The following is a 10,842-nucleotide window of genomic DNA, read 5'->3' on the forward strand; positions in this document are numbered from 1 at the left end:
CTGATAACGACAAACCCGTAGCATCCGCTGCGGGTTTTGTTGTTTTGGAAGCCTTTCCAATGGCTTGCCGCTCCGTCCAATTGAGGATCGTGCCTAATTCGCCGTGCAGCGTTGCGTAGATCTCGCCGCGTTCCGGGCCCGGTGTCAGCGAAATCTTCTCGATCAGGCCACGCAAAGTCTCTGCCGCTTCCTGCCGCTCCTCCTTGCGATTGAGCGCCTTGGTCAGGGCAGAAACTTTCTTCGCATAGATCGCCGAGGCGCTCGGCAGGATGTCGGGCGTGTCCTCTGGCGCATCGGCAAGAAGCTCGGTCAGCTCGACCTTACGAGCCTCCAGCGTGTCCATCTCAGCCTTCATGCTCTCATGGAACATGCCAGCCTTGATCGCCTCGATGATGCCGCGGATCTGCTTCTCGACCTTCACCAGTTCTGCTTTCCAGGCATCGCCGCTGGAGCGGCGTTCCCGGTTCAGCCGGTTGGTCTCCTCCGCATAAGCGCGCATCGCCTCCTCAACGATCTCAGGTGCCATCATCCGGTCCTTCAGGCCGGAGAGCACACGCCGCTCTAGTCTTCGCGCAGGATGGTGCCAATGCCGCCGCCCGTGTCGAACCGCGCCGCGAGGGTTATTACAACGCCATCCAGATTTATCCGTGGTCGGAAGGCGCTCTCTATCAGGTCTATGCGGCTCCGGGACAGATCACCAATATCGCGCTGGAGCCGGGCGAGAGCCTGACCGGCGCGGGACCGATCGCGGCAGGCGATACGGCGCGCTGGATCATCGGCGATACCGAAAGCGGCAGCGGTGTGAACCGCCGTGTCCATATACCGGCCCCGTCCTGGGACCAGCTTTGCCGGGAGACCTCGGCGGCCCGATCCTCGACGCCCAGAACAGGGTGCAGCCCGTTACTCCGCCCGCTATGGCAACACCAGCTCGTGATCCTGCCGAGGAGCGCCGTCTCGCCGAGGAAGAAGCTGCACGTCTCAGCACCGTGTTCTTCCAGTCGGGCCAAAGGACGGCGACCGCACCTGGCTCCACGATTCCGGGCCTTACGGGTCTTGACCTTGACGGTCAGCCTGCCACGCAGGACCGGCACACGGTATTTCTGAATGGTCCGGTAGATCGCCAGACCGTCGCCACCGACCGGATCATGGTGCCAGCCTCGCCCTATATCCTTCAGGCAGGGGCCGTGATTCCCGCTGCGATGATTACCGGCATCCGTTCCGATCTGCCCGGACAGATCACCGCGCAGGTCACGGAAAATGTCTATGACAGCCCGACCGGCTGCCTGCTCCTGATCCCGCAGGGAACGCGCATCATCGGTCAATATGATGCCGGTGTGACCTTCGGCCAGCGCCGCGTGCTGCTGGTCTGGAACCGCCTGATCCTCTCCAATGGCCGCTCCATCGTGCTGGAGCGCCAGCCAGGTGCTGACGCTTCCGGCTATGCCGGTCTGGAGGATGGCGTCGATTACCACTGGTGGGATCTGATGAAGGCAGCCGGCCTGTCCACGCTGCTCGGCATCGGCACGGAACTGGCGACCGACGACGAAGACCGTCTGATCCGTGCCATCCGCGACGGGGCGCAGGACACCATCAATCAGGCCGGACAGCATATCGTCCAGCGCCAGTTGCAGGTCGCGCCAACGCTGACCGTCCGGCTTGGCTATCCCGTCAGGGTCATTGTCACCCGCGATCTCGTACTCGAACCTTACAGGAACTGACCATGACAAAGCTGAAACTTGGACCGCTTGTTGAGGACAAACCCGTCAAAGTGACGGTGGAGCTGCCGGGCGCGCTCCACCGCGATCTTATCGCCTATGCCGAGGTGCTGGCCCGCGAAAGCGGCCAGCCCGCTGCCGATGCCGTCCGGCTCATCGTGCCGATGCTTGAGCGATTCATCGCCACGGATCGTGGTTTCGCCAAGGCGAGGCGAGCTACTTGAGGGGCGGCTTGATTAAATGGGGTCGTATATGGCCCGTTATATGCTGTATTGCTATTTAATGGGTCGAATATGACCCCTAGTTGGCTTCCTGTTGAAAAGTACAATTATGGGCCATATAATGCACTCTAACTAGATTATTCTGGATGAGGTGCTAGATATGGCCCCAATTTTGGCACAGGGCTTCACAACGGTAGAGCGAGAATTGCGCGACTTGGGTACGCGGATTGCCCGTATTCGCCTCAGCCGGAACCTAACTCAGGCGAGCCTTGCGCACGAGACCGGCGCATCAGTCCGAAGCATCAAGCGGCTTGAGGCTGGCGAGAATGTCTCTCTCGACACGCTGATACGTGTGCTGGCGGCGCTCAACCTCGGTGATCGGCTGGCAGCAGCCTTGCCAGATCCCGATGTCAGGCCGGTTGAGCGCATCAGACATGAGGGGCATGAGCGCCAACGCGCTCGCGAGCGCAACGCCGTCCGGAAAGCAACTGACTGGGCGTGGGGAGAAGATGAAGAATGACGGACGCAACCGTTCGCCTTTGGGGCAAAGACATTGGCGCTGTGAGCTGGATCGAAGAGCGTGGCGTGGGTGTATTCCAGTATATGCCCGAGTTCGTTCCCAGCGACATTCAACTGGCGCCGATCATGATGCGGCTTGGGCCGAATCCTTATGAGTTCCCGGCCTTACCGCGGGATGCCTTCAAAGGTCTTCCGGGTCTTCTTGCCGACTCCTTGCCTGACAAGTTCGGTAATGCCCTGATCGACACATGGCTTGCGGCGCAGGGAAGATCGGCCGGGAGTTTCAATCCGGTCGAACGCCTTTGCTACATTGGAACGCGTGGCATGGGCGCACTGGAGTTTCATCCGACCATCCTCAAGACTACCAGAAAATCCCGTGTCCTTGAGATTGACGCTCTGACGCAACTCGCCAACGATGTCCTGAATAACCGTGAGAAGCTGACAGGCGTTTTGCAGGGTGACGATGATCGGGAAATGCTTGAAGAAATCCTCCGGGTTGGAACGTCCGCCGGTGGCGCTCGCGCGAAGGCGATCCTAGCTTGGAACGAGGAGACCGGAGAGTTCCGTTCAGGTCAGGTCAAGGCCGGTGAGGGTTTCAGCTACTGGCTCATGAAGTTCGACGGTATCTCGAACAACAAGGACAAGGAACTGGCAGACCCGCAAGGGTTCGGGATGATCGAATACGGCTTCTATCTCCTCGCGCTCGCCGCAGGCATCGACATGAGTGAATGCCGTATTCACACTGAGGGCGGTCGTTCGCATTTCATGACACGTCGCTTCGATCGCAGTGCCAGCGGTCAGAAGCTGCACATGCAATCGCTTGCGGCGCTTCGCCATTACGACTTCAACGCGGCCGGCGCCTATTCCTACGAGCAGGCTGTCGAAACGATCCGATTGCTCGATCTTCCCGCTTACGACATTGAACAGCAGTTCCGCCGGGCTGTGTTCAATATCCTGATCCGAAACCAGGACGATCATGTCAAGAACATCGCATTCCTCATGAACAGGAAAGGCGAATGGCGATTGTCGCCCGCATTTGACGTGAGCTACGCCTATAATCCTGACGGTAGCTGGACGCACCAGCACCAGATGAGCCTCAATGGCAAACGTGATGGTTTCGAGCTGTCTGATCTTATTCAGTTTGGCGCCTTTTGTGGGATGAAACCAAAAAAGGCTGAGAGCATCGTCCAAGACATGCGTGCCCATGTCGAAAACTGGATAGAATATGCTGATAAAGCAGGCGTTACCGAGAGCGTGGCAACTTCAATCCATAGAATGATGCGCAGGAACATAGCCGATCAAACTTGATTTGCGTCAATACTGGTAAGAATTCTATCTGGGTTCCATGGAACGTTTTTAGAAAATCTGGAGGGGTGTCGCTTGTCTATTGAAATTACCCGCGAAAATGGTCGTTTCCATTTTTCGTATAGAAGGCATTTGCTTGTATTGGTTGCAATGGCCTTTATAGGTGCGGGCCTCTCGGGTTTATTGGGGCCGTGGTGGCTGCCTATTCTACTTTTCACCTACATTTCTACATTTAATTTTCCGAAATTATGGAGTTGGGGGGAAGTAAATGGAATCAAGGAAGCTAACGACGACGCACTTGGTGCAAAAGGCGAAGCTCGGTTCAAAGAGCTTTGTGAAGATGCTGGCTTGATCGCGAATAAAGCTGGACGCGGCATGATGGGGTGGGACTATATCGTTGAGCACCCGTTGGAAGAAGATGACGATCTCCCGCTAGTTCGCCGAGTCCAGGGATGCGTATGCCGAATCCAGATTAAGACAATTTGGGAGCGTGACGCGGGAAGAGTTTCGTTGTCACTCTCCGCCTGCGAAGTGCTTGCAAAAACGGCCGATCCCGCCTTGATCTGCACATTCGTCGTAAATGATGAACTGGAATTTACGTCTGCGAGTCTCATTCATATCTTCGATGATAAACTCGCACGTGTGTTGAAGCGCCTGAGAGTTGCTTCTACAGAAGTGGATGGAAAAGGTCTAAACGAACGCGAAATAACGTTTGGTGCCGCGGACGCTGGGGAGGTTTTCAAGCTGACGGGGAAGGCGTTGAAAGCGCGCCTTGCCGAGATTTGCGGTGCTGATCCGAAAGAATACCGCCAGAAAAAAGAAAAGCAGCTCACTGATCTCGGCTACGAAGAACGAGCACGCTACGAGCTCAAGACAAAGTTCCAAGTTTCAAGCCATGAAGAAATCGTCGATTTTCTCCTTGGGAAGAAGCCTATCGAATTGCTTGAAGCGCAGTCGATCGACAACAGATTTGGAGTTCCAATTCCCACAAGCCAAATTTCAGTCAAAGCGGGGACCCGAGCGACGCTCACCTTGCGTCCGGCGAGCACTGTAGAATGCCGCATCCGAGTGCGTCCGGCAGGGGGCAAAGGCACCCCGGCGACGTTTAGGGGGGCGTTGAAACCGCGCCTTTTCGTCAGATCCCTGTCGAGCATCAGAAGATCATTTTTCGAACAAGCCTATTTCATATTGAAATGGGTAACAAACAGATTGCCTTCTCCACTGATGGTAATGCGATCAACGCCAGCATCCTCAATTTGGATGAGTGGGGCCATGTGTTTCGGCTTATACGATACATCGGACAAGGAACACTGCTGGTGGAGATTGTAGGTGAAGCTCCGAATTCGCCCAAACAAGAGCTGACGGTGAATACTCCGCTGAACCAGGAACTCGGAGATTACGGCACATACCTTGAAAACGTCGCCTCCATGGCTTCTTGGCTATGTAGTGAAGCGGGTGTGCTTGATTTAAAATTGAGCAAAGAGCAGATCGAAGATGCTGCCGACACCGTTGAGATGGCATATTTTCAGATGTCGGGAGAAATCGACGAGAAGCTGTCTTTTACTTCCGGAGTTTCCGATGAGGGTACGATGCCTCCGCGGCTAGCCATGCTGCTCCTAGGGCAGTTGGCAATTGGTCAAGCGCATCGTTGCTTTGCAAAGTTGATCGATTTTACACCTTCGGAACGGGGCAGCGAGGTGACTTGGACGGAAACCGGAAATACCCCAGTCCGTCTTGCGGAGTTTGATGGCACAGATGCCGGATTTTCGGAATTCGGCGAAAAAATGGTGGCTGAGACAGGTGCTGACGGAACGATGCTGATATCTAACCATCACGCTCACAGCGATAGTCAACGGCCATAAGCATTCCCGGCTTGTGGGCCCTGCCGTGAAATCACTCGGCAGGTGATAGTGCTCAAAAGCTTCAGTTCGGCCTAAAGGGTTTTCCAGAAAACGGTCTCATATGCCGGCGCTGTTTTGAAACTCATCTTACACCGGTACTTGAAGAGAATGTCGGTATCGGTAGTTGCGTGCCCCCGCAACCAAAAATTCCGGCGATAGCAGATTGTCCAAGGCCTCGGCTTCCGCGAGGAAGTCCGGGTTCTTCTTGCCAGCAACAAAGCGCAGGATCGCACCGAGATCGCCGCGCAGCACAATCGCCAACTCACCGTTGTCCGGCATCAGCGTGATCTGATCCACCAGCGACCGGAAGGTCTCGGCCGCCTGGGTGCGGCCGTCTTCGTCCTGCAGGTGCTGATAGACCTGCCCGATCCGCTGCGCATAGAGCCCGGCCATATTGGGATGCGTCAGGGGAGGGGGCTCGTCGGCATTGGCAAGCTTCTCCTCCAGTTCAGCCTGGCGGGCTTCAAGTCCTGTCATCTTTTCCTTCATCGACGGGTGGTACATGCCGTCGGTGATCGCATCGATGATTTGAGAAATCTGCTTGCCGATCTTGACCAGTTCCTTCTTCCACCCTTCCAGATCGGCACCGCGCTCGATGCGGAGGCGGTTTACCTCCCTGGTGAACTCGGCGCAGAATTCCTTGAACAGTTCTGGCTCCATGAGGTGCTTGCGCAATCCGTTCAGGATCGAGGCCTCCAGCGCATCGCGGCGGATGTTCAGCCGGTTGTCGCAGGTGCCTTTATTGCGCGCTGTCGAGCAACCGAGCAGGTCCTTCGAGATCATCGAATAACCGCCACCACAGCAGCCACATTTGATCAGCCCCGCGAAAAGATGCTTCGGGCGCCGTCGATCGTTCAGGAAGTTGTTGCTGGTCTCTTTGGCGGGTTCATAGGCAAGGCGGTTCTGCCGTTCCTAGACCGCATCCCAAACTTCCTGATCCACGAGGCGCTGTTCCGGGACGTCCTGTATGACCCACTCGCTTTCCGGGTTCAGACGTGACACCCGTCGACCGGTGTCCGGGTCTTTGATGTAGCGGAGCCGATTCCAGACCAGCTTGCCGATATAGAGCTCATTGTTCAGGATGCCCGTCCCGCGCTTCGGGTTGCCGTGAATGGTGGATGGCCCCCATTCGCTGCCTTGCGGGCCGGCGATACCTTCGCGGTTCAGTTCCATGGCGATGGTCCGGGAGGATTTGCCTTCGAGGTAATCCGCGAAAATACGGCGCACGACGGCGGCCTCGGTCTCGTTGATAGTGCGATCACCGCGGACCGCTTCACCCCGATCATCGAACTTCTTCACCACATCATAGCCGTAGCAGAGGCCGCCGCCGGATTTGCCGTCCTCGACCCGGCCGCGCAGGCCGCGACGGGTCTTGTCCGCCGCGTCGGTGATTCCTTCGGAAGCCGCCCGCAACTACCGCTACGGCTTGCAGATCGAGGGCAGCAGCCCGCCCTGACGGCCGGTTTCGGTCTTCGATGATGGCCGCCAGGTCTATGTCGTATTCCCGCGCGGCATCGTCCAGGGCGAGATGCCACCCATCTTCGTGCTCGGCCCGGATGGCAAGCCGCAGATCACCAATAGCCGCGTCCATCGCGATATCCTGATCGTCGACCGGCTCTTCGGGGCGGCCGAACTGCGCCTCGGCAGCGGCAGGCGCCAGCAGGTGGTGCGGATCCTACGCGTCGAGCCGAAGGAGGCGGCGGTGACACCAGCAGACACCGTGCCGAAGACAGCAGCCAGCGGGAAAGTACCGTCATGAGCGGCGGCAAACAGGCATCCAACACCGCCTCGCCGATGCGGCTCCGCGCCGAGCCGCCCGCGTCACCCGGCTGTCCCGGCGCATGCTGGCGGGGACCGCTGCCATTGCGCTGGTCATGATCGGGGGCGCGCTGATCTATGCGCTCCAGACTCGTCAGACAGCGAATGGCGGCGAAGAGCTTTACTCCATCGACAACCGCGCAACCGCCGATGGGCTGGCTTCCCTGCCGCGCGACTATACCGGCCCGATCCTTGGCCCGCCGCTGCCCGGCGATCTGGGTGGGCCGATCCTCGATGCGCAAAACCGGGGCCTGCCTGTGGTTCCGCCGATGATCGCGGCACTTGCTGCGGCCGATCCCGATGAGGAGCGCCGCCTTGCTGAGGAAGAGGCCGCAAGGTTGAGCCGGGTGTTTTTCCCGGCCACACCGGGGGCTGGAGGCGCGGCAGGTACGGGGTCTCCCGGATTTGCAGGGCTCGATCTCTCTGGCGCGGCAGGAGCACAGGATCCGCAGACGGCCTTCCTGAATGGGCCGGTGGATCGCCAGACCGTGGCGATCCACCGCATCGCCGCACCGGCTTCGCCCTGGATCCTGCGGGCCGGATCGGTGATCCCGGTCGCGCTTATCACCGGCATCCGCTCCGATCTGCCGGGGCAGATCACCGCCCAGGTCACCGAACCCGTCTATGACAGCCCGACCGGCTCCCTGCTGCTGATCCCGCAGGGCACACGCATCATCGGAGAATACGATTCCGACGTCGGCACCGGCCAGCGCCGGGTGCTGCTGGTCTGGAACCGGCTGATCTTCCCCGATGGCTCTTCGCTGGTGCTGGAACGCCTGCCGGGTGCCGATGCTGCCGGCTATGCCGGGCTGGAGGATGGCGTCGACTATCACTGGGGCGATGTCCTCAGGGCCGCAGGGCTGGCGACCCTGCTGGCGATCGGCTCTGAACTCGCTGCCTATGACGAGGACCGGCTGGTTCGCGCCATCCGTGATGGTGCTCAGGACACGATCAGCGAGGTCGGCCAGCAGATCGTTCAGCTTCAGATGCAGGTGGCGCCGACGCTGACCGTCCGGCCGGGCTTCCCGGTCAGGATCATCGTCACGCGGGATCTGGTGTTCCGCAAGCAGGGAGAGTGACCATGGTCAAGCCGAAACTCGCGCCGCCAGCCGACGACAAGCCGGTGAAGGTGACGGTGGAACTGCCCGCAGGGCTGCATCGGGATCTTGTTCTCTTTGGCGAAATCCTCGGCCGTGCGGGAGGGCAGGGGGCGGTCGAGCCCGTCCGCCTGATCGTGCCCATCCTCGAGCGTTTCCTCGCGACGGATCGGGGATTTGCAAAGGCGCGGAAGGGCGATGGAAAGTGAGCGCGTTTCCCTGATGGATGCAAGTGGACCACCCGGCGAGGTTGTCCGAAAAATGTATGCATATTTCGGACCATAAAATTGCAGCATGTCCGAAATTATGCTACATATTTCGGACATGACAGAGTCAGCATCATATCTGAAGAGCGCCGTTCTGGCGCGGATTGGGGCAGGGGCTTCCAGCACGGTCTGGACGCCTCGGGATTTTCTTGACCTTGGAGCGCGGGATGCGGTGGACAAGACGCTGCAACGCCTGACCACCGCAGGAACCCTGCGGCGGATTGATCGCGGCCTCTATGACAGGCCATCCTTCAACAAACTGACGCAGAAGGCCAATCCCCCGGATCCGCGCAGCGTGATCGACGCCATCTCGCGGCGTGATCAGATCCGTGTGCTGGTTGATGGCATGACAGCCGCCAATGATCTCGGCTTCACCAATGCGGTGCCCGCGAAAGTGGTCGTGCACGCCGATACGCGGCTGAAACCGATCTCGCTCGGTCGGTTGCAAATCGTCTTCAAGCCGACTGCGGCGAGCAAACTTCACTGGGCAGGTCGTCCGGCCATGCGCGTCGTTCAGGCACTTCATTGGCTGCGCGATACTTTGGGGAAGGGCGACGGTGACGAACTTCTCGCCCGACGTCTGGGCATGATCCTTCATGACCCGAAGGACGGTCCGGCACTGCGGCAGGATCTGTCCGCGGGTCTGGCGTCGCTTCCCGCCTGGATGCAGAACCTTCTGCGACCGATGCTGAAAGAACAGGCCGCCTCATGATGAATCCCGCATACGATCAGATTCTTGCGGCCGACGCACAAACGAGGGCGGGCGTCTTCACAACCACGGCCCAGCGTCTCGGAACCACGCTGCAGAATGTCGAGAAGGACTTCTGGGTTTGCTGGACGCTGGATGCGCTGTTCAACGGTCTGACAGACCGGCCACGCCTGTTGTTCAAGGGGGGCACGTCGCTGTCCAAAGGCTTTGGCCTGATCCGGCGCTTTTCGGAGGACATCGACGTCACGGTGTTTCGGGACGATCTCGGGGAATCGGCCTCCATCGAGGAGTTGCAGGCGCTCAGCGGCAAGAAGCGTGGCGAGGCTCTGGATGCCATCAAGGCCGCGTGTGAAGCCTATATCAACGGGCCATGCCTGACGGGTCTGTCCGGGATCGTCGAAGAAGCTGCGCAGAGGAACGGATTGAGTTCCGGGCATTTCCGGGTCGAAGCTGATCCACATGACAGCCAGGCACTCTACCTGCGCTATCCATCGGCGACACCAGAGGACGACTATATTGCAAAGGCAGTCAAAATCGAATCCGGGGCGAAATCTGCCCTCGATCCCAATTCGGCGCGCATCATTCGGCCCTATATCGAGGCTGACGTTCCTGGCGTTGACCTCGGTGTTGCCGACGTCACGACGGTCGATGTGGAGAGGACGTTGTGGGACAAGATAGTCATACTGCACGGGCTCAGGCGCTGGTTCGACAACCGGGGTGAACTCAGAGGCGACGGGCAGCGTGTGTCCCGACATTATTACGATGTCTGCCAACTTCTGATTTCGGACGCCGGGAAGAACGCGCTGAAAGACCGCGATCTGGCCGAAGATTGCGTCGCGCATGCCAGAATGTTCTTCAATCGTCCGGCATTTGACCTGGCGACCGCCGCGCCGCCGACATTCTCTATTCGTCCCGAGGGGAAGATGCTTGATGATCTCCGGCGCGACTACCGCGCCATGGCAGGCATGATCTTTGGCGAGGCGCCTGCCTTTGAAGCGATCATAGAGAGTATTTCAGGGCTCGAAGTGGCGCTGAACTCTGTAAAACAGGAAACGGAATTGGGTGGCGAAAGCGGAGATGCCTGAGAAAACGGAGGAAATAGGTGATAGGTTCCACACATGACCTAGGCTCCAGACTCATTAACTTTAGAGCCAGAAGAGGACGGTTGCGGCGAGGGCTATGGCTGAGAGGAAGACAATGGGACACCTGTCGTATCGGGTTGCAACTCGTCGCCAATCCTTGAGCCTTCCGAACATGATCTCGATGCGGTTGCGGCGTTTGTAGCGGCGCT

The 10,842-nt window shown here is 58.7% G+C and carries 14 protein-coding genes and 2 pseudogenes; 12 read left to right on the plus strand and 4 right to left on the minus strand.

The annotated features are described in order from the left end of the window. The coding region (locus tag M3484_RS23265) for a hypothetical protein (protein WP_249499470.1) at window positions 1-526 on the minus strand (526 nt) is incomplete at its 3' end. Here M3484_RS23265 and M3484_RS23270 point away from each other — a divergent pair. The 7 genes and pseudogenes from M3484_RS23270 to M3484_RS23300 form a co-directional block, all read left to right on the plus strand. Beyond that, window positions 520-744, plus strand: a pseudogene (locus M3484_RS23270) (hypothetical protein); the annotation flags it as partial. The gene M3484_RS23265 and the pseudogene M3484_RS23270 overlap by 7 nt on opposite strands. Before the next feature lie 101 nt (window positions 745-845). Further along, entirely contained in the window at window positions 846-1,718 is an 873-nt protein-coding gene (locus M3484_RS23275) for a TraB/TrbI/VirB10 family type IV secretion system protein (RefSeq protein WP_249499471.1), read from the plus strand. A gap of 2 nt (window positions 1,719-1,720) precedes the next feature. Further along, on the plus strand, window positions 1,721-1,939 hold the full coding sequence (locus tag M3484_RS23280; protein WP_249499472.1) for a DUF2274 domain-containing protein: 219 nt from the start codon (window positions 1,721-1,723) through the stop codon (window positions 1,937-1,939). A 157-nt stretch (window positions 1,940-2,096) separates the two neighbouring features. Further along, window positions 2,097-2,456 carry a helix-turn-helix domain-containing protein gene (locus M3484_RS23285; RefSeq protein WP_249499473.1) on the plus strand — a complete coding sequence of 120 codons (360 nt, stop codon included), beginning with the start codon at window positions 2,097-2,099 and terminating at the stop codon, window positions 2,454-2,456. Beyond that, complete coding sequence (locus M3484_RS23290; RefSeq protein ID WP_249499474.1) at window positions 2,453-3,763, plus strand: type II toxin-antitoxin system HipA family toxin; 1,311 nt, start codon at window positions 2,453-2,455, stop codon at window positions 3,761-3,763. Before M3484_RS23285 ends, M3484_RS23290 begins: the two co-directional genes overlap by 4 nt. Window positions 3,764-3,835: 72 nt before the next feature. After that, the gene (locus tag M3484_RS23295; protein ID WP_249499475.1) at window positions 3,836-5,089 is read left to right on the plus strand and encodes a hypothetical protein; all 1,254 of its coding nucleotides are present in this window, start codon (window positions 3,836-3,838) and stop codon (window positions 5,087-5,089) included. After that, window positions 5,077-5,622, plus strand: coding sequence for a hypothetical protein (locus tag M3484_RS23300; protein ID WP_249499476.1), 546 nt, complete (start codon window positions 5,077-5,079; stop codon window positions 5,620-5,622). Before M3484_RS23295 ends, M3484_RS23300 begins: the two co-directional genes overlap by 13 nt. Before the next feature lie 126 nt (window positions 5,623-5,748). On the opposite strand, the gene M3484_RS23305 is transcribed toward M3484_RS23300, so the two are convergent. Both M3484_RS23305 and M3484_RS23310 read right to left on the minus strand, forming a co-directional pair. Beyond that, window positions 5,749-6,519, minus strand: coding sequence for a recombinase zinc ribbon domain-containing protein (locus tag M3484_RS23305; protein ID WP_349306289.1), 771 nt, complete (start codon window positions 6,517-6,519; stop codon window positions 5,749-5,751). A 54-nt stretch (window positions 6,520-6,573) separates the two neighbouring features. Next, window positions 6,574-7,074 carry a recombinase family protein gene (locus tag M3484_RS23310; protein ID WP_249499478.1) on the minus strand — a complete coding sequence of 167 codons (501 nt, stop codon included), beginning with the start codon at window positions 7,072-7,074 and terminating at the stop codon, window positions 6,574-6,576. A 55-nt stretch (window positions 7,075-7,129) separates the two neighbouring features. Between M3484_RS23310 and M3484_RS23315 the strand changes: the two are divergent. From M3484_RS23315 to M3484_RS23335, 5 genes and pseudogenes are all read left to right on the plus strand, one after another. Next, window positions 7,130-7,420 (plus strand): annotated as a pseudogene (locus M3484_RS23315) (TrbG/VirB9 family P-type conjugative transfer protein); the annotation flags it as partial. Window positions 7,421-7,502: 82 nt separating this feature from the next. After that, the gene (locus tag M3484_RS23320; RefSeq protein WP_249499480.1) at window positions 7,503-8,558 is read left to right on the plus strand and encodes a TraB/TrbI/VirB10 family type IV secretion system protein; all 1,056 of its coding nucleotides are present in this window, start codon (window positions 7,503-7,505) and stop codon (window positions 8,556-8,558) included. Window positions 8,559-8,560: 2 nt separating this feature from the next. Continuing rightward, window positions 8,561-8,785, plus strand: coding sequence for a DUF2274 domain-containing protein (locus tag M3484_RS23325; protein ID WP_249499481.1), 225 nt, complete (start codon window positions 8,561-8,563; stop codon window positions 8,783-8,785). Window positions 8,786-8,900: 115 nt separating this feature from the next. After that, entirely contained in the window at window positions 8,901-9,554 is a 654-nt protein-coding gene (locus M3484_RS23330) for a DUF6088 family protein (RefSeq protein WP_283258559.1), read from the plus strand. Beyond that, the gene (locus M3484_RS23335) at window positions 9,551-10,636 is read left to right on the plus strand and encodes a nucleotidyl transferase AbiEii/AbiGii toxin family protein (protein WP_249499483.1); all 1,086 of its coding nucleotides are present in this window, start codon (window positions 9,551-9,553) and stop codon (window positions 10,634-10,636) included. Before M3484_RS23330 ends, M3484_RS23335 begins: the two co-directional genes overlap by 4 nt. Window positions 10,637-10,696: 60 nt before the next feature. Here M3484_RS23335 and M3484_RS23340 read toward each other — a convergent pair. Then, window positions 10,697-10,842, minus strand: a 146-nt coding sequence (locus M3484_RS23340; RefSeq protein WP_249499485.1) for a transposase, incomplete at its 5' end; no start/stop codon positions are given.

The sequence above is a fragment of the Pseudomonas sp. GX19020 genome (assembly GCF_023371075.1).
Lineage (GTDB): Bacteria > Pseudomonadota > Alphaproteobacteria > Rhodobacterales > Rhodobacteraceae > Pseudogemmobacter.

Coding starts and splice junctions, on each gene's coding strand:
- M3484_RS23280 (WP_249499472.1), top strand. CDS start 1,721: ATGACAAAGCTGAAACTTGGACCGCTTGTTGAGGACAAACCCGTCAAA.
- M3484_RS23285 (WP_249499473.1), top strand. CDS start 2,097: ATGGCCCCAATTTTGGCACAGGGCTTCACAACGGTAGAGCGAGAATTG.
- M3484_RS23290 (WP_249499474.1), top strand. CDS start 2,453: ATGACGGACGCAACCGTTCGCCTTTGGGGCAAAGACATTGGCGCTGTG.
- M3484_RS23320 (WP_249499480.1), top strand. CDS start 7,503: ATGCTGGCGGGGACCGCTGCCATTGCGCTGGTCATGATCGGGGGCGCG.
- M3484_RS23325 (WP_249499481.1), top strand. CDS start 8,561: ATGGTCAAGCCGAAACTCGCGCCGCCAGCCGACGACAAGCCGGTGAAG.
- M3484_RS23330 (WP_283258559.1), top strand. CDS start 8,901: ATGACAGAGTCAGCATCATATCTGAAGAGCGCCGTTCTGGCGCGGATT.
- M3484_RS23335 (WP_249499483.1), top strand. CDS start 9,551: ATGATGAATCCCGCATACGATCAGATTCTTGCGGCCGACGCACAAACG.